This is a genomic window from Paenibacillus sp. SRL342 (assembly GCF_984798905.1).
Window position 1 is genome coordinate 5755225 of sequence record NZ_OZ481790.1, and the last position, 18694, is coordinate 5773918.

The window sequence follows — 18694 nt, forward strand, 5'->3', positions numbered from 1 at the left end:
TGTACTCATCATAATGGTAACAAAACGTTCAGACACCCCTCACCGTCCGAACGGATTAAGCTTAGATCAACCAAAAGCGGTGTCCCGGACAACTCTGGACACCGCTTTTGTCATTTGTTTATTACGGATACAATCCTGCACTATCCTTGCGAAGGTCCCGCAGCAATCCATGACAACAACCCGTACGTATGCTTGCAATCTGCTGTACGTGACACTTCAAGTACCGCTTCATCCTCACTCTGCGACAGCAGGGAAATCTGGAATCCCCGATCATTACTCATGCCCACAATCACATAATGTTCTGAAGCAAATGATTCTTCAAAAACAACAGTTACCTCTGTGGATGCTTCACTCTCTGGCAGTACAAAAGCTTCCATCCCGAATTGTTGTACAACCGGTTGTTTGCTTACGCTGCGAACGGGCTGGAAGGCCAGATGTTTGGCTTGAACTGCCCCCGATTGCAACTGGCTGCTGCCCACGGCATCATCACACAGATGCTCCTGTGTAATCGATTGTTCACTTAACATAAACTCCGTAGTTCCAGCGATCTCCTGTGACCGTTCAAGCTGTGGTTGCTGAGCCTGATCTGCCTGCTCCGTCGTGAACAAAGCTGCCGATGGTTCGCCAAGCTGATCTGTTTGGGATATCAGCTCTTGTTGTTGATCCTGACCAGCAATTGGTAATGCCTCGACAATGACCTGCTGTTGCTGTACACCTTTATTTTCTGGTTGAAGCAATCCCTCTTGTCTTTTGATAGCTGCCAGTTGCTCCAGCGTTTCTCCACTGAACTGACGAATCGCATTCCATATCTCTTCGCTCAAATGCGCCGGACCTACAATCCCCACATTCAAGTGATTAGAGGTAATACTCTGCTCACTCAGTTTGCTGCCGTTCACGCTGCCATCGGCCAATTTGGCACTTGTGACGGACCCATTTTGCAGATGAACCCCGCTTACTGATTCCTCTTCCAGATGAGTTGTGCGAATACTGCGTTCTTGAATATGATCAGCAAGAATGGTTCCATCCTGAATATGACGAGATTGCACACTTTTGTCTGCTATGTGAATAGCCGATACCGCACCTTCAAGCAATTTATTACCGTTCACACTGCCGTCAGCCATTTTGGCACTTGTTATGGAACCATTGTGCAGGTGAATCGCACTTACCGATTCCGCTTTGAGGTGGGAGATCCCAATGCTTCGCTCTTGAATATGGTCAGCATGTATGGCTCTCTCTTGGATATGACGGGATTGCACACTTCCATTGGCAATATGAACATCCGACACCGCATCTTCAAGCAGTTTGCTGCTGCTCACACTGCCATCCGCCAGTTTGGCACCCGTTACGGATTCATTTTGCAGATGAACCGCACTTATTGCTTCCTCCTCCAGATGGGACGTACCAATGCTATGCTCCTGAATATGATCAGCAAGGATCGCTCCTGTCTGGATATGGTGAGTTTGCACACTTTCCGATGCGATATGGCTCCCCAATACAGCATCTTCGAGCAATTTGCTGCCGCTAATGCTACCATCAGCCAATTTGGCACTTGTGACGGACCCATTTTGCAGATGAACCGCACTTACTGATTCCTCTTCCAGATGGGCGGTGCCGATGCTTCGTTCCTGAATATGACCAGCATGAATAGCTCCTGCCTGAATATGCCCGGATTGCACACTTTCCGATGCGATATGAATCCCGGATACCATACCTTCGAGTAACTTGCTGCCAGTTATACTGCCATCCGCCAGTTTGGCACTCGTTACAGATCCATTTTGCAAATGAATGGCACTTACCGACTCCTCTTCCAAATGTGCTGTGCCGATGCTCCGCTCTTGAATATGATCAGCAAGGATTGTTCCCTCTTGAATATGACGGGATTGCACACTATCGTCTGCAATGTGGATATCTGATACTGCTCCTTCAAGCAACTTGCTGCCGGTTACACTGCCGTCGGCCAACTTGGTACTTGTTACAGATCCATTTTGCAGATGAATGGCACTTACTGCTTCCTGTTCCAAGTGAAGCATGCCGATGCTGTGCTCCTGAATGTGATCAGCAAGGATTACTCCTGCCTGGATATGGCGGGATTGCACACTTTCCGAGGCGATATGGATTCCTGACACCGCATCTTCGATCAACTTACTGCCGGTTACACTGCCGTCGGCCAGTTTGGCACTGATGACAGACCCATTTTGCAGGTGAATCGCACTTACTGCTTCCTCCTCCAGATGGGTTGTGCCGATGCTCCGCTCCTGAATATGGTCAGCATGAATGGCCCCTGCCTGAATATGCCCGGTTTGCACACTTTCGGACGCAATATGAACCCCCGATACGGCTCCTTCAAGCAATTTGTTGCCGTTTATACTGCCATCCGCCAGTTTGGCACTTGTTACAGATCTATTTTGCAAATGAACCGAACTTACAGACTCCTCATCCAGATGAACTGAGCCAATACTGCACTCTTGAATATGATCAGCAAGGATTGCGCCTTCTTGGATATGACGGGTTTGCACACTTTCATTGGCAATGTGAGTAGCCGATACGGTTCCTGCAGCTAATTTGCTGCCATCCACACTACCCGTTGCTAATTTGGAGCGTGTTACAGATTCATCCTGCAAAATAATCGTACTTACCGCTTCTTCTTCCAGATGAGATGTTCCGATGCTGCGTTCATGGATATGATGAGGAAGAATCTCACCATCTTGAATATGACGGGAATGCACAGCTCCTTGCTGCAGATGAACAGCACTTGTCGACTCTGCCTGAAGATGCAAACCACTGATCAAACCTGGCTGAAGGTGAGCTGCTGTAATGGATAAAGGTGCCAGATGGTCTGTTTCGACAGATCCGGGTGCCAAGTGATGCGATGTAACCACCTGTTCAGCAATATGCTCCTCATGAATAATGTCTGGCTTCAGATGCTGTGAGCTCACTACTTGAGTCCCCAAATGATCAGACTTCACGCTGCCTTCAGCCAGATGAACGGATTGTACAACGGATGGCTGCAAGTGCTCGCTACCTACAGCAGCCTGTTGCAGTTCTGTCCCGGATACCGAGTCTGCTGTCAAATGGTCCGCACTTATGCAGCCATGCCGAAGTTTGTTGCCGGTAATACTGCCATCAGCAAATAATTCCGGTGAGCGTATTTCTTCCGATAAATGTTCCAGGGATACGGAATGCTGCTTCAGGTGATAGCCGCGTATGGTTCCTGCTGGAATATGTTTGGCATTTATGCTTTCAGCCATGATCTTGGAAGAAGTCACGCTGCCGTCGGCCAGTTTGGCTGACGTGACAGCAAAATCCGCCAGTTTATCCGTGGCCACACTCTCTGGTGAGAGCTTGGGGGAGGTAACCGCATGATCCGTCAGATGAGGCGGAAAAACGGACCCGCCCGCCAGTTGGGTTGATGTTACACTACCAGGAGCCAATTTGTCTGTTGTGACCGCCGCCCGTGCAATCGCATCTGTTTCAACACTGCCCGGCTGAAGATGAGGTACACCTACGGCATGTTCTGTCAGATGCTCCGATTTCACGGCATAAGGTCTCAGGGCCTCGGACCCCACGCTGCCTGGAGCCAGATGCGTACCCGTAACACCACCACCCGCAAGATGCGAGGATGCGACACTTCCCGGAGCGAGTGCTCTGCTACTTACCGATGCCGTTCCAAGTTTTTCTTCTGTCACACTTCCGTCTGCGAGCTTGACGTCTGTCACTGCAGCATCCTGTAACTCAAACGTACCCACCGCCGCCTCAGCCAGATGCCGCTCGGATACTACGCCATCCGCAAGCGCTTCTCCGGATACACTACCGGTTGACAGATGTGTTGCATCGATGCTTCCACTTGCAATGTGAATGGAGTGAATTGCAGCATTGTCTACATGTACCGGCGTAATTCCCCGATTGACAATATGTTCCGCACGAATGGATCCTTTGGCAAGATGTTTCCCCTGCACAGCTTCATCTGCAATTTTGGAAGAAATGACGCTCTGATCAGAAATCTTGGAGGCCGTAATGGACTGTTCCAGCAATTTTGCTGTTCCCACAGACTGGTCTGCCAGTTTGCTGCTGGTTACTGCACCTTCCATCAAATGTTCACTGCCCACTTCTCCATTGCCGATCTGCTCCTTGCCAACTGCATGAGCGCGAATCTGGCTTGAGCCGATTGAACCGTCCAGTAGATGTCTTCCAGTTAGCGAACCCTCGGCTAAATGTCTTGTTTGTATGGATCCATCCTCAATTTGGTCACTTCCAATACTGCCATTAGATAGTTGTGAACGACCGACGGCCCCTTCTGCCAGATGTGTCTGTTTAACAGCACCTGCCTGAATATGGTGAGACTCGATGGATTGTTCTTCGATTTTGCTGCCTGAGACAGCACCTTCACGAATTTTGGATGTAGTCACCGCATCGTCGGCCAATTTGGACGTGTGCACAGCCCCTCCCGTGAGATGCCGTGTATCCACGCCGCTAATCGCAATTTTGTCTCCGGTCACGGCATGATTCTGAATTAAATCTTCCGTGACCAGCATGCGGCTGAGATGCCTTGTGCCGATGGAACCGTCGGCAATTTTGGATGAATCGATTACCTGGTTGCCCAGCTTCTGCGAGGTAATGCTGCCATCTCTGATTTTCTCACCAGCAATAGAAGCGTTGCGTAATTTATGACCGGACACGGAGCCGTCAATGAGATGCTCATCGGATACAGACGCTTCTGCCAGTTTGGCAGAAACAATTGCCCCATCTGCAATGTGAATGCTGGTCACTGCATAATCCTGCAATGCTTCACTACCAACCGCATCCGGTTTCAGCTTGGAGGCATCCACAGAGAAAGGAGCCAACTTGCTCTCCGTAACAGCAAATTCACTCAAATCGTCCGTGTAGATGTATTGTCCGGTATGACCCGGCATCTGGTTTTGGTTCAGGATCTGCAGCCGGTCCTTGCTTGTTATCTCCTGTTTGTTGATATCCTGCTCTTCTTCCAGAGCAAGCGGAGCCAGGCTGCTAACCTGAATCTGCTTTTCCGAGCTATCTTGTGTCTCGACTTCCTTGCGATCAGACTCTACGGGTTCCGGCTTGATTTTGGCTTCGATCCCTAGCTCTTCCAGCTCGTTTGTTGAAGCAGGTAGCTCCGTTGATTCGAATAGGAGTTCTTCCGACTCCTGAACAGCTCTCGAATCCCTTTTATTCATATTCAAGCGTTCTTCCCTATTCACAGTGAAACCTGAGTTCATCTTGTCTGCCCGGCGATCAGTCAGTTCCAATTCCTTAAATTTCGGGCTCACATGCCGCAGTTTCGGCGTTGGAACCTTTTTTTTGCCATTTTTACTCATGCAGCTTGCTCCTTCCTCTAACGTTCATCTCCGGCATCATATGCTCCCATATGGGCATCTGCCACTTCATTTATGACTTTTGCGGATCCCAGAGCACGAATGATACAGGCGTCAAGACAGGAAGGTTCGATGATCTTCGTGGAAATAGGCGTGTCAGGACAGCAGAGGAAAGGCGGCTGTCCACGCCCCCGTCCCAGTCATGTCATAGGATATTATGTCTAGGTCATGTCTGAAAACGCGCTGAGCAAGCACCAGTGCATGGCTATGCATATATACACCGGTCTGCGTTATCGCGATGTCTGAGCCATGCGGTGACAGGCCGGCATTCCATGAATGGACGATCCATGGTCGCGATAACATCGAAGGAGGAACGGTCATGCTCCAAGAAACGATCGGCATTATGTTCGATTCACGCATGTACCGGGGGATACCGGCCGGAAGGACCGGTCAGGAATCACTCGCGAATTATGAACAGGCAGCGGCCAGTTATGGATTAACCCCCTGCTTTTTGAGGCTGGAAGATATCGACTCGGATCAAAAAACATGTCTTGCCTATGTAAAAAAAGAAGGCAGATATGTTCGCGAGCGCATGCCACTGCCCTCCGTCATTCATAACCGATCACTCCAGCTTCGCCGGACGGAACAGCATCAGATTACCAAGCTGATGTTGCAGGGTATTCAGGTATTTAACGTTCGCAACCGGTACCGTAAAGATCACATTCATGACATGCTTCATCAGGACCTCGCCTTGCGAGAACACCTGCCCCATGCAGTTAAAGCTACGCCAGAATCTCTGGCCTATATGATGGAACAATATGATGACCTCGTCATCAAACCATGCAGCGGTAGCATCGGTCATGGTATTATGCGAGTCTTCGAGCGAGATGGACAGTGGAAATTAACCTGTGAGACGAAGGCTTCACGCAAAGGGTGGGCTACCTTCCGATTGAGCAAAGGACAGCTTCCTTCCGCCACCCTAAGGCGGATCTTTCGCCATGCCTACCTCATTGAAGAGCGTATCCCACTGGTACGTTATGAGGGCAGGCCGGTCGATTTGCGGGTATCTGTACAACGTGGCAGCGATGGTCTTTGGGGAATAACAGGCATGTTTGCCAAAGCGGCTCCTGCCCATACGTTTGTCAGCAATATCGCACAGGGCGGTAAAGTCATGAAGCTCGCAGAGGCCCTTGGATTAGGAGAACCTGGCTTCGACCTGGCTCGACTGGAATACAGAATCGGACTTGTTGCACTTCGAATTGCCCAGAACCTGGCGGCCAGTCTGCCACATCTGGCTGATCTGGGCCTTGATCTCGGAATAACGCGCAGCGGCCAGATCTATTTTATTGAATGCAATGGACGGGATCAGCGTTACGGTTTTCGCAGGGCGGGAATGTCGGAACACTGGAAGGCCACGTATAGCAAACCAATGGCTTATGGGCGTCTGCTGCTGGAACAGAATTCGAGGATTCCGAGACAACCGCAGACATACGATAGGAGACTATATTGATTTCGTGTGCATTCTGTGTCAATATTATGCAGAACGGCCGGTCTTGCCGGCCTTGAAGTTCGCATTAACCCTAAGGGGGATATTCATGGCAAAAACGCTGTTGCGATTAATGACCGAGCTTTCTTCGCGCAAATGGATCTCCCGGACTGTGGGAGCCTTCTCCAAAAGCCGGGGAAGTAAGGCATTTATCCCTTATTTTGTCCGGACCTACGACATCCCTGTTCAGGAGGCCGAGAAAGACTGGAAGGAATACCGTTCACTGAACGATTTCTTTACCCGCAAATTAAAGCCGGGCATGCGCCCGTTGGAACTTTCAGAGCATGCACTGATCAGCCCGGTAGATGCCAAGATTACGGCAGCCGGTCCAATATCTGCAGGGACACTCCTGAATGTTAAGGGACAAAATTATACACTTGCTGAATTATTAAACCATTCTCCCCATCTGGAGAAGTACAAGCACGGGTACGGGTTCGTCCTCTATCTCAGCCCTCGCGACTATCACCGCATTCATGCACCAGTCAGCGGCCGCAAAATAGAGAGCGAACACATCAAGGGCAAAGTTTATCCCGTGAATGACTTTGGCCTGACCCATATGAGATCCGTGCTTAGTCGAAACGAACGGCTCATTACGTATATCGCACATGATTACGGTGAAGTGGCGGTTGTCAAAGTAGGTGCGATGAACGTGAGTAGCATACAGTATGCTGATACGGACACAAGTACCTGGGCACAAGGCGATGATCTGGCCTATTTTGAATTCGGTTCCACCGTTGTTCTGCTGACGCAGAGTGGCACATTCGAACCAAACCCGGGCTTACAGCCAGGCGATTCGGTCAAAATGGGCGCATTGCTTGGTCGTTTGAAACCGAAGAACTAATGAGTCCATACGCAAATAAAGAGGATGGCGCAGCACCTGTAACCAGGTATTGCGCCATCCTCTTTATGCATTCATATTCATCCATGTATACATGCAATACGAAGCTTCGCTCCGTCGTTATTGGTCTGCTGAGTTCTCCTCAAAACCACACATCTTGCAAGTCCTCTGCCGGTTTGAAGCGACGCAGACGGTTCCGGAAAATATTGCATCCCTTCGTAGAGCATCCCCGGTTGCGGACCCGACGTTTTCCGTTCATCACAAGTTCCCCCTTTTGGTCATCTGGAATGCTAGATCATTACCCTTGCGTTCCAGACTTGAAACGGTTTCCTGTTATTCTCATCAGAATTTCAACGAATCTCAGACGGGCTTTTGCCGGTATACTGCTTGAACTGACGACTGAAGAAGAAAATATCCCGGTAGCCCAGAGCATCCGCCACTTCGGTCACATTCATGCCGGTATGCACCAGCAGATGTTCCGCCCGTTCAATACGCATGCGGATAATATAAGATTGCACCGATGATCCCACCAGTTCCTTGAACTTGATCGAGAAGTATCGGGGCGATAAGCCAGCCCGCGCAGCCAGATCTTCCACCCGATGCGTAATCCCCGGATGCTGACGCACATAATTGGCGACCTCCTGGATCACATCGGACAACTGGTTGCTCACCTTTTTCTCCACAGGTTCTTCCGTATCGGCGCGCAGCAAATGAATCATCAATTGTTTCAGAATCAATCGGCTCTCTTCATCACGTCCGTACACATCCGATAAGAACAGTCTTACATAACGTGCCAGCAGGTGCTCAAACTCCACCGTTTCCTGTACCTCGCGATAGGACTGGGGAACATCAGCAACAGGCACGTCCACATCAAAATGAATATACGTAAGTACCAGCGGTTTTTGCTTATTATGTGTTGCAGTAGGATGATCTCCTGGCCTGAACAGAAAACAACTCCCCTTGCCAACTTCATACGACTGGTCATTCAGTACAAGCGTTCCTTCACCACTCCATACATAAAATAAATCATAGTTTTGCATCGGTTTTTCGCGCTTCTGCCACTTCCAGCCCGGTTCACAGACAATTTTGGCGACAGCGGGCAAAATAACAAATGATGACGGCGATGCCTGCAGCATGTCGCCACTCCCCCTTGATAGTTAATCTCTCTGCATATGGCATCATTCTGATCTGAATCTCACTTCTTCAATCCAGGCCATATGTATTTCAGTATCTATAGAAATTGAACTAAAGAACATTTACACTTGCCACTTCGATGACAGAACAACCTTCCGATCGCTGTTATCCCCAGATTTTTTGATTCACTTTTACAAAGGTGAAAATCTGACGATAAAGGCGAACGCTCCGCTTCTTCAGGTTATTTCTGCCCTCTACGTTTTCGTGTAAATAATTAGTTCAACTTGTATAGCATGATTAAATACAACTTGCTCATATATGATCTCTGCTCCTACAGGAGCGAAATGTCTTATCCCATTATACAGCGGAATTCACCGAAACGAAAATGTGCACTTCTCCCAGGCTAGCCGCATTCGCCGGATTCCCTCTGTCATCTCTTCTTTCTCCAGATGTGCAAAAGCAAAACAGGCCGCCGGATGACCTGAAGTCAGCCGATATCGCTCTGCATCACGAAACAGTATGCCATCCTCCTCAGCAAGCTTTTTAAACCGCTGATAACTGTCCACATCACCATTCCAGGTAGCGTAGATATGCAGTCCTGCATCACCAAGCTGCATCTTGAATGCCTCCGGCAACTGTAGCTGCATCTCTCGGACAAAAAAATCATGCCGTTCCCCGTATAATCGGGTTAACCGCCGTAAGTGCCTCAGGTAACCCCCTCTGGTCATAAATTTTGCCAGTGCACGCTGCTCTAACAGCGCCGGAGGTACCGGTTCATACAACGCCTTGGCGGCAAGGAGAGGTTCTACCAGACCAGGTGGCAGTACGGCATAGCCAAGTCGGAACGAAGCAACCATCGTTTGTGAGAATGAACCGACATAGATGACGCGCTGTTCACGATCAAGCACTTTGAGGGGTTCAATCGGCCTTCCACCCCATCGGAATTCACTGTCATAATCATCTTCAATGATGACTGCATTCCGCTTTGAGGCCCACGCAAGCAAGGCACGTCTTCTATCCAATCCCAATACGGCCCCTGTTGGAAACTGCCGGGTAGGGGTGACAAATAACGTCTGTGCCTCCCAAGGCAGAGGAATAATGCCTGCGGCATCCACCTCTGCCGGGATGATATGCCCACCACAGGACTTGACGGCATGGGCGATGCCCGGATAACCCGGATTCTCCAATACAACTGCTGTATTCTCCGTAATCAGCAATTGAGATAACAAGGTGATGCCTTGCATTGAACCACTGAACAATACAATCTGAGATGGTTCAGCCTGGATACCACGTGTCCATCTGAGATGGGAGGCGATGGCCTCACGCAGTTCCGGATCACCGGCTGCACCGCTCGATTCTCGCCAACCACTACGATGAACCGCTGCGAGTGCACTCTTCCACTCCCCTAACGGGAAATGTTCTGCAGGCATGCGCTGCATTTGAAAATTAATGACGGATGGCTTCGGTGAAAACATCTGAGTCCGCAGGACTTCATGTTGCGTATTCAACATCTGTACTCGTTCGCCCCAGGCAGACAGCTTGAGAACGGCTTCCTGTTTCTCATTTTCCTGATTGGATAATGTTTCGGTGACAAATGTACCTCTTCCCCGATGTGCATGGACATAACCATCCGCAAGCAGCATGTCGTATACCTGAGCTACCGAACCACGTGACATCTCATATTGCTTTGCCAACTCACGGGTGGAAGGAAGCCGCGTGCCTCCCACCAATGTGCCTGCATGAATGGCATCACGTAACGCATGGTACAGTGCCTCATACTTGTATCGATGCTGAAGTTCATAGGTATCCATCGGCAGCCACAATTCCATCATGCACCTCTCCTCATTTGTCTTCATTATGTGATCCCCGACTAATTGGCCTACTAAAGTGAATGTAAATTGGATCTATTTCATTGTCAATGTATGAATTATTGTTATCCATAAGATATGGCGTTCTATTATACATTTCAATAATGGGGGAATACACATGAGACGGAAAGAATTCACAGTAGATGAAGAACAGGAAATTACCGCATTTCTGGATCAGTGCTCCTTCGGGTTTCTGGGGACGGTCAGTCCGGACGGACAACCACGGGTTACACCGCTGAATTTCGTATATATGGACGGTTGCTTTTATTTTCACGGCAGTCTGGCTGGTGAGAAGATGAAACAGATCAAGCAGGATTCGTCGGTCAGTTTCACGGTAGCTGAAGAGTTCTCCCTGATTCCATCTTATTTCAGTGATCCTGAGCTGGCTTGTCCGGCGACTTCTTTCTTCAAAAGTGTTATGGCCTTTGGTCAGGCTGAACCGGTTAAAGATCTGGACATCAAAGGTAAGGTACTGCAACGATTCATGGAGAAACTCCAGCCGCAAGGCGGATATGTACCCATTGACGCTACTGACTCGCGTTACACAGGAAACCTCAAAGCTGTAGCCGTAGTGCGAATTAGTCCTGAACGGATCAGCGCCAAGTTTAAATTTGGACAAAACCTCTCGAGTGAACGATTCGATCATATCAGTGGTGAACTGGAACAGCGCAATGAAGGAAGAGATGCCGAAACTGCTGAAATGATGCGGAAATACTGTCCATTTCATCAGCAATAAGTTTCATTTCTTGAGGATTACTCCAAGGTCGAATACAACGATAACCCACCCCAAAACCCTCTGCAACAACGCGGTAAAGTGATATAACTGTCATATTGCGTAATTTCCGTGACGGGGGCATGTCAAGGTGATATAATGTTAGGCAGTTGAATCACAAAGACTTGGAAGGATGAAAAGAATGAATCCACTGGCTGAACAGTTGAACGAAAGTATTCAGACAGGCAGCAGTCACGTCTACTCCATGCTGTCACAGCTTGGCAAAGAAATTTATTTTCCTAAAGAGGGGATTTTGAGTCAATCTGCTGAAGCAGCAAGCTTGGCCAAGACCCATAATGCCACGATTGGTATCGCCCTGGAGGGTGGTGTGCCGATGCATCTTCAGGTTATTCAGGAGAAGCTGTCTGCATTCCAACCAAAGGATCTGTATCCTTACGCTCCACCTGCAGGCAAACCTGAATTGCGGACCGTTTGGAGAGACAAGATGCTGAAGGAAACGCCTTCTCTAGAAGGCAAAACGTTTGGCAATCCGATTGTAACCAATGCATTAACCCATGGACTTAGTATCGTAGCCGACCTGTTCGCCGATGAAGGGGACGCTGTCATATATCCAGATAAAAACTGGGAAAATTACGAGCTGACCTTCGGAATTCGTCGTCATGGCCAGTTGGTTCATTATCCCCTGTTCGATGATCAGTTGAACTTCAACAGTGATGGTCTGCTTCAGGCTTTGCTTGATCAAAAGGACAAAGGTAAAGCCATCGTTCTGCTCAACTTCCCGAATAACCCTACAGGTTATACGCCTGGAGCCGAAGAAGCAGATGCCATTGTTAACACGATTCTTCAGGCAGCTGAAGCCGGTGTTAACGTGGTTGCTGTAACAGATGATGCCTACTTTGGACTGTTCTTCGAAGATTCCATTCATGAATCCCTGTTTGGCAAACTTGCCAACATTCATCCACGTGTGTTGACCGTAAAAGTGGATGGTGCAACCAAGGAAGAATTCGTATGGGGCTTCCGCGTTGGATTCATTACGTATGCTCATGAAGATGCAGCCGTTCTGCATGCATTGGAACAAAAAACACTCGGTATTATCCGGGCAACGATCTCCAGTGGCCCGCATCCTTCCCAGACTTTTGTACTGGATGCGCTCAAAGCACCGGAGTTTGAAGCACAGAAACAGGAGAAGTTCGAGATTATGAAAGGCCGCGCCAACAAGGTAAAAGCCATTCTCGATAGCGGCAAGTATGGAGATGCATGGGACTATTATCCGTTCAACTCCGGTTACTTCATGTGCCTGAAGCTGAAAGAAGTTGGCGCTGAAGAACTTCGAAGCCATTTGCTGCACCAATATGGTGTGGGTACAATCGCGCTGGGTGAATCGGATCTGCGAATCGCCTTCTCCTGTATTGAAGAATCCGGATTGGAAGATCTGTATGAAACCATCTATCGTGGAGTTCAGGATCTGCGGACGACTTAGTTAACACAGACCTGTACCCTGAATGATATAAGAACCCTTTGTATAACGGCGACGCTTCATGTCACTAAACATACGAAGGGTTCTTTTGTGTTTTATCTGCCCAAAAGCTTTAATTTCTGGCTTTACCGGGCATCGGCCCAATCAGCCTACCCCCACGGCACATAATATACGATGTACGCAAGGGCGTGCCAAACAACCACTTGAAAGGGGAATGACCATGTCTGGAGTTGAAGATACAAGAGGCGGTTATGGATGCGGCGGTTACGGAGGATTTACTAACACAGGTGCCATTCTCGTTCTGTTCATCTTGCTCGTAATTATCACTAAATCGTTCCTCTGTTAGTACCAATACACACTTGCGCAAGAACCAAGTGATCTGATTGCATGATTCCATTACAGCACAAAGAAGGGTATACCGGGATACAGCCCGGCATACCCTTCTTTTGTTATCTTTTGTACCTCTCACTGATGAACCCAATGTAATAATCCGAGTTGGTCAGGTGTCCGATCGTTTACTCGTCCTCTTCTTCCTTCAACCACTTGTTACCTTGCGAACGCCGCATGATCACAATCACCAGTATACCCAAAATAAGTGCTACTCCTGTGACAGTCAGTCCGCTTGCTCCGGCAGCCAGCATAGGCAACCACATGAGTAATGCAACCAGTGCATGTAGATGGAATATGAATCCCAACACCTGAGAACGACGACTCTCACCCGAGATTGGATAGATCATAATCCAGAACGATTCACTATGACTGCGACGCAGTGCACCAAGCTGTACACCTGCAAGCAACAGGAAGAACAGATACACCCCGACACCAAAGTAGCTGCCTGCTGTCCACCAGGATAGTAACACGCCCAGTACAACTAGGCGTAACACGATTGAGAACACTTCGGTTCGAACAAACGTTTTGGTGATCAAGTAACGGTAAGCTTTCCCTGCATTCCAGGGAAGACCACTCCCCAATTTGCTAAGCCAGCGACGCGAACTTACTTTCTGTCCGGATGAAGGTACATCCACAAACCAGCCAAGCGTCCGCATAACCCTGCCAGCCTGACCCTGCTCTACCTGAATCAGTCGTTCCCACGCTACACGATGTTTCACCGGTATACGCAGGGCGACGATGTAGACAACAGCCAGCAACAGCAGGAACCAGACGCTGCGCTGCGGTTGTTGCCATAACCAGGCGCCAACCGCCAGCACTGCCAGAGCCCATCGCAAGAGACGATATCCTCTTGCTGCCCCAACCTGAACCATTCTTAGCTCTTGCCATGCTCCATAACTGGACAACCCTTTCCACAGCAGCAGGAATACGATGAACCAGCCAAATGGCCGTGCATCCAGATCTGCTCTGACATAGAGCGGCCACAGTGTAACAAACACAAGCAGCAATCCCAGAGTTTTATAGATGATGCCCCGGGCAAAGCTGTTCTTCAAATATTCCTGCATCCGGTATTCCTGTGGTCGCAGGAACACGATATCTGCCGGAAGCAGATATGTACGATAACTGCTAAACAACACTAGTGGTGCCAGCAGCAGCAATGCAATCCAGCGAATCGGAAATTCCGCGGGAATGTTCTGGACAAATGATGTATACCAGGCGGAGAACGCAATGACGAGAAATAAAAAGACCATAGCTACACCGCTCTGGATCACATAACCCAGATAAGGAAGAATTCCGTTCCAGAATCCTGTGCGTCTTTGCTTCCATAGCAGCTTGAGATCCATGCTCAATCCCTGCCTTGTACGAGGGAATAGAACATGTGCTCCAGCGTGGCATCCGATTCCCCGAATTGGGAGCGCAGTTCATTCAGCGTCCCTTGAGCAATAACCTGCCCACGGTGCAGAACGATAAAACGGTCACAGTAATTTTCAATCGTGGACAGAATGTGTGAACTGAGTAGAATGGATGATCCCGAAGCTTTCATCTCAAGCATAAAATCAAGCAAGGAGCGGATTCCCAGCGGGTCCAACCCCAGGAAAGGCTCATCAATGATGTACAGTGGTGGTCCTGCCACAAAAGCACACATGATCATGACCTTTTGCCTCATCCCCTTAGACAGGTGAGTCGACAGACTTGTACTTTTCTCATTCATACGGAACAGTTCCAGCAGTTTCTCCGTACGTTGTTTGAAATCAGCCTCCGACACATTGTACGCTCTTGCCGTAAACTCCAGGTGCTCCATCACCGTCATCTCATCATACAGTTCGGGTGATTCCGGTACAAATGCCATAGCCGATTGGTAGATCTGCGCATCCTCGTCCCGTTTCTTGCCCATCACTCGCACTTCGCCCTGTTGAGGTGTCATCAAGCCGAGGATGTGTTTCATGGTTGTGCTTTTGCCAGCACCGTTTAAGCCGATTAGTCCGACCATCTCTCCACGTCCAACTTCCAGATCGATGCCGTGAAGGACTGGCCGTTTGGCACTATAACCTCCGCTTAACCCGCTAATTTGCAGAACAGGCGATTGAACGTTTTCCATCTATCCCTGCACCCCTTTCGTCAGATTCTATTCTTCGGAGCGTGGCGTTTTGTCTTTACTCCACTTGGGTGCTCCTTTGTTTTTACGATCCTGGTCGCGCTCCGTGCGGCCTGTATTACTCGTTGGTTTGTTACCTGCTGGACGCGAATTGGAGATTGTAGCTCTAGTTCCCCCATCACGATTGCCCTGCCCTGGTTTGCGATCTCTGGATTGTCCTGGTTTTCTGGAGAACGAATGTCCCTCAGGCCGCGTGTCCGGACGCGGGTCAGCCTCCAGTACTTTACCACCAAAGAGTACACGTTCTGACAGTTCAATTCCGAGTTCGCGTGCGAATTTACGCATAATAAAGATCTGTGTTTCATCCACAATGGACAAAACGATACCCGAACGTCCCATCCGGCCTGTACGACCTGCACGGTGAACATAGTGCTCCGAGTCAAAGGCAGGGTCATAGTTAATGACCATTGGCAAGCCTTCGATATCCAGTCCTCTGGCAGCGACTTCGCTGGCAATCAGCAACTGGAGTTTTCCATTACGGAAGGCAGACAATACGTTACTGCGGGTCACTTTGTCAGCATCCCCATACAGCGCAGCAGCGGACAAGCCCAGATGATTCATTTTTGCTTCAACTTCACCAATATCTTCGGTTGCATTCACAAATACGATTGCCCGATCCGGATTGTACTGTCTAACCAGACGACGCAGCATGTCAATTTTGTTCCGGTTTTCTTCTACAAAATAATAATGCTCAAGGCCCGCAGCCGTAGCTCGATCCGGTTCAATTCCGATCTGAACAGGCTCTTTCATCTCACGCTTGGCGAGTCCAGCCGTATGCTCATCAATGGTTGCTGACAGGAAGATCAACTGACGGTCCCGCAATGCGCTCTTGAGTACAAAGTTTACGTCACTTACGCCGCCAAGTTGGAACACTTGGTCCGCTTCATCGATAACAATGGTGGAAACATTGTGCATTTTCAGTTTTTTGAGTGTAATCAATTCCTTCAGTCGTCCCGGTGTACCCACAACCAATTGTGGATGCTCACGCAGCTTCTCGATCTGACGTTTAGCCGCTGCACCACCAATTAGACCCAATACACCGATCTTACGTTCTTCCGCATAACGCTGCGCTTCACGTACAATTTGCATCGCCAGCTCTTGCGTAGGTGCAATAATGAGTTTCTGCGTACCTTTGATATCCATTTTGATGGATTGTAACAGTGGCAGCAGATATGCCAGCGTTTTTCCTGTTCCCGTCTGGGATTTGGATACGACATCACGGCCTTCCAAAATAACCGGGATCGTCTGAGCCTGTACAGGTGAAGGTTCGTTAATGCCATGTTTCGCCAAAATGGCCTCCAGATCCTGTTCCACGCCAATTGAAGCAAATGTTTGATTCGTCATGTATGTCCATCCTTTTAATTTATTCATTTTGATGTTATATAAGTTCAACTAATGAGTAATTACACTGACACTACGAGGACAGAACAACCTTCCGATCACTGTTATCCCCAGATTTCTTTGATTCCTTTTTTCCAAAAGGAAAAATCCGGGGATAAAGGTGCACGCTTCACTTCTTCAGGTTATTTCTGTCCTCTCCGCTATTGTGTAAAAAGTTTAGTTGAACATATAAGTTGCTTGTATAAAACCGAAGCCTGTCATCACATTACCTTTCATTATATGCGAAAAAAGCCCGTGTACCAAATCTTATTCCAGAATTGTATATATACACGCCAAAAAAAAGAAAAGCCCCTCGGCGGAGCCTTTCTTTCATTCCGTATATGATGCCTCGTATCACATTTACTTCTGATTCATTACACCGTGCGACAATCGATCTGCAAGACGAGGAAATAGCTGGTACAGCCATATGCCAGCAGAAGCAAGTCTTGGCAGGTTCACTTCTTCCTTGCGTTTTTTCATCGCCCGAATCATATGACCCGCAACGTCTTCCGGTTTCAACATCATCCAGCGTACATTATTCACATAATTGCCAGAAGGGTCAGCCCGATGGAAAAATGGTGTATCAATCGGACCTGGATTAATCGTTGTCACCATGACGCCAGTCTTGCGAAGCTCTTGACGCAGCGCATTACTAAATCCGAGTACAGCATGTTTCGTAGCTGTATAGGAAGCGGATTTGGCGGTACCAATTTTGCCAGCCATGGAGGCCACGTTCACAATCTGACCTTTGCCACGTTCCAGCATTTGTGGAAGCACTGCTTTGGTGCAGCGGACAATGCCCATGTAATTAACGTTCATCATCTCATCGAATTCCTGTACAGACATCTCAGTCATCGCTGCGAATTTCCCGTAACCTGCGTTGTTCAGCAAAATGTCGATTCGTCCGTATTTATGCAATATCGCATCCACAGCTGCCTGAACCTGCTCACTATCCGTAACATCAAGTGTGAGTAATTCATGCTGCCCTTTCAGCGAGGCACCAATCTCTTCCAGCTTGTCCCGTGAACGGGCAGCCAGAATTGGGATGGCTCCTTCTTCTATCAGCATCTGCGCACACAGCGCACCGATACCACTCGATGCACCTGTGATAAACACTACCTTATCTTTCAGCATCCGTGATGTCCTCCCGTATTGAACACATATTGCCTTTTGAGGCGTATGGTTCTATTCTACGAGATCATGACCTGAATATCCATCTCACCAATGCCGTCCATCAGCAAAGGAATGCTCAGTGCTTTCGTTGCACTAAATGCAGTCAGGTGTTCGGACTTCATTACTTGTGGAGGTGTAATATCGACCACAACCCCCTGATTCGACAGGATGGTGCTGGCATTACCACTGATCATATTACCCAGTTCGGAAATCGCACTTTTGCTCATTTCATCCATTTCTGTAATGACAAAACCACCCATCATCGCAGATACAATTTTCAATGCAACTTGTTCATTGATTCCAAATACAATGTTTCCGCTAAGTTGTCCGGTCATTCCGATCACGATCCAGACATGGTCTGCAATGTACTCTACGTTTTTCACGCCAAGACTCCCGGTGGAAGGCGAAACCTGGATGAGCTGTTCGAATACGTTCCGTGCCGATTCCAGGAAAGGATTAATCACTTCCGCTTTCACTGTCTATGTCCCCCTCACACTGGGTTATTGGTCACACACCAAAAGTCCCATATTCATTAAATTTATTATACTTTATCACGTACAAGAATTCATTAAGAATTCGTTAAACCATGTGTACTATAATTTATCGTCATCCGTGGGGCAAATGTTTATAGCTGATTCTAGCGAATAAACAGAGCTTTTTACTTCTTTTG

13 protein-coding genes are annotated in these 18694 nt (G+C 48.6%); 5 read left to right on the forward strand and 8 right to left on the reverse strand.

Features of this window, described 5'->3' with window-relative positions; all coding sequences use genetic code 11:
• Positions 1–140: 140 nt before the first annotated feature.
• Complete coding sequence (locus AC4E8D_RS25400; RefSeq protein ID WP_221820990.1) at positions 141–5333, reverse strand: WIAG-tail domain; 5193 nt, start codon at positions 5331–5333, stop codon at positions 141–143.
• A 295-nt stretch (positions 5334–5628) separates the two neighbouring features.
• Between AC4E8D_RS25400 and AC4E8D_RS25405 the strand changes: the two genes are divergently transcribed.
• Positions 5629–6840: a YheC/YheD family endospore coat-associated protein gene (locus AC4E8D_RS25405; protein ID WP_339179072.1), complete on the forward strand. Its 1212-nt coding sequence runs from the start codon at positions 5629–5631 to the stop codon at positions 6838–6840.
• Positions 6841–6925: 85 nt separating this feature from the next.
• Positions 6926–7717: an archaetidylserine decarboxylase gene (asd, locus tag AC4E8D_RS25410; protein ID WP_047841263.1), complete on the forward strand. Its 792-nt coding sequence runs from the start codon at positions 6926–6928 to the stop codon at positions 7715–7717.
• 347 nt (positions 7718–8064) lie between these two features.
• Here asd and AC4E8D_RS25415 read toward each other — a convergent pair whose 3' ends face one another.
• Both AC4E8D_RS25415 and pdxR read right to left on the reverse strand, forming a co-directional pair.
• Complete coding sequence (locus AC4E8D_RS25415) at positions 8065–8850, reverse strand: AraC family transcriptional regulator (protein ID WP_036605807.1); 786 nt, start codon at positions 8848–8850, stop codon at positions 8065–8067.
• Positions 8851–9219: 369 nt separating this feature from the next.
• A complete protein-coding gene (gene pdxR, locus AC4E8D_RS25420) occupies positions 9220–10680 on the reverse strand; it encodes a MocR-like pyridoxine biosynthesis transcription factor PdxR (protein WP_313771448.1) in 1461 nt (486 codons plus the stop codon).
• Positions 10681–10834: 154 nt separating this feature from the next.
• Between pdxR and AC4E8D_RS25425 the strand changes: the two genes are divergently transcribed.
• The 3 genes from AC4E8D_RS25425 to AC4E8D_RS25435 all read left to right on the forward strand — a co-directional run bounded on the left by AC4E8D_RS25425 (position 10835) and on the right by AC4E8D_RS25435 (position 13272).
• The gene (locus AC4E8D_RS25425; RefSeq protein WP_221820993.1) at positions 10835–11452 is read left to right on the forward strand and encodes a pyridoxamine 5'-phosphate oxidase family protein; all 618 of its coding nucleotides are present in this window, start codon (positions 10835–10837) and stop codon (positions 11450–11452) included.
• Between the two features lie 178 nt (positions 11453–11630).
• Positions 11631–12929, forward strand: coding sequence for an aminotransferase class I/II-fold pyridoxal phosphate-dependent enzyme (locus AC4E8D_RS25430; RefSeq protein ID WP_221820994.1), 1299 nt, complete (start codon positions 11631–11633; stop codon positions 12927–12929).
• Between the two features lie 217 nt (positions 12930–13146).
• Positions 13147–13272, forward strand: coding sequence for a YjcZ family sporulation protein (locus AC4E8D_RS25435; RefSeq protein WP_206759599.1), 126 nt, complete (start codon positions 13147–13149; stop codon positions 13270–13272).
• A gap of 169 nt (positions 13273–13441) precedes the next feature.
• Here AC4E8D_RS25435 and AC4E8D_RS25440 read toward each other — a convergent pair whose 3' ends face one another.
• The 5 genes from AC4E8D_RS25440 to AC4E8D_RS25460 all read right to left on the reverse strand — a co-directional run bounded on the left by AC4E8D_RS25440 (position 13442) and on the right by AC4E8D_RS25460 (position 18500).
• The gene (locus tag AC4E8D_RS25440; RefSeq protein ID WP_221820995.1) at positions 13442–14659 is read right to left on the reverse strand and encodes an ABC transporter permease; all 1218 of its coding nucleotides are present in this window, start codon (positions 14657–14659) and stop codon (positions 13442–13444) included.
• A gap of 2 nt (positions 14660–14661) precedes the next feature.
• Entirely contained in the window at positions 14662–15414 is a 753-nt protein-coding gene (locus AC4E8D_RS25445) for an ABC transporter ATP-binding protein (protein WP_036605802.1), read from the reverse strand.
• 27 nt (positions 15415–15441) lie between these two features.
• A complete protein-coding gene (locus tag AC4E8D_RS25450; RefSeq protein ID WP_221820996.1) occupies positions 15442–16815 on the reverse strand; it encodes a DEAD/DEAH box helicase in 1374 nt (457 codons plus the stop codon).
• 396 nt (positions 16816–17211) lie between these two features.
• A complete protein-coding gene (locus AC4E8D_RS25455) occupies positions 17212–17985 on the reverse strand; it encodes an SDR family NAD(P)-dependent oxidoreductase (RefSeq protein WP_221820997.1) in 774 nt (257 codons plus the stop codon).
• A 56-nt stretch (positions 17986–18041) separates the two neighbouring features.
• Positions 18042–18500, reverse strand: coding sequence for a chemotaxis protein CheX (locus AC4E8D_RS25460; RefSeq protein WP_211082998.1), 459 nt, complete (start codon positions 18498–18500; stop codon positions 18042–18044).
• Positions 18501–18694: the final 194 nt, after the last annotated feature.

Coding starts and splice junctions, on each gene's coding strand:
- AC4E8D_RS25445 (WP_036605802.1), bottom strand. CDS start 15,414: ATGGAAAACGTTCAATCGCCTGTTCTGCAAATTAGCGGGTTAAGCGGA.
- AC4E8D_RS25415 (WP_036605807.1), bottom strand. CDS start 8,850: ATGCTGCAGGCATCGCCGTCATCATTTGTTATTTTGCCCGCTGTCGCC.
- AC4E8D_RS25405 (WP_339179072.1), top strand. CDS start 5,629: ATGTCTGAGCCATGCGGTGACAGGCCGGCATTCCATGAATGGACGATC.
- AC4E8D_RS25450 (WP_221820996.1), bottom strand. CDS start 16,815: ATGACGAATCAAACATTTGCTTCAATTGGCGTGGAACAGGATCTGGAG.
- AC4E8D_RS25455 (WP_221820997.1), bottom strand. CDS start 17,985: ATGCTGAAAGATAAGGTAGTGTTTATCACAGGTGCATCGAGTGGTATC.
- AC4E8D_RS25430 (WP_221820994.1), top strand. CDS start 11,631: ATGAATCCACTGGCTGAACAGTTGAACGAAAGTATTCAGACAGGCAGC.
- asd (WP_047841263.1), top strand. CDS start 6,926: ATGGCAAAAACGCTGTTGCGATTAATGACCGAGCTTTCTTCGCGCAAA.
- AC4E8D_RS25440 (WP_221820995.1), bottom strand. CDS start 14,659: ATGGATCTCAAGCTGCTATGGAAGCAAAGACGCACAGGATTCTGGAAC.
- AC4E8D_RS25425 (WP_221820993.1), top strand. CDS start 10,835: ATGAGACGGAAAGAATTCACAGTAGATGAAGAACAGGAAATTACCGCA.
- AC4E8D_RS25435 (WP_206759599.1), top strand. CDS start 13,147: ATGTCTGGAGTTGAAGATACAAGAGGCGGTTATGGATGCGGCGGTTAC.
- AC4E8D_RS25400 (WP_221820990.1), bottom strand. CDS start 5,333: ATGAGTAAAAATGGCAAAAAAAAGGTTCCAACGCCGAAACTGCGGCAT.
- pdxR (WP_313771448.1), bottom strand. CDS start 10,680: ATGATGGAATTGTGGCTGCCGATGGATACCTATGAACTTCAGCATCGA.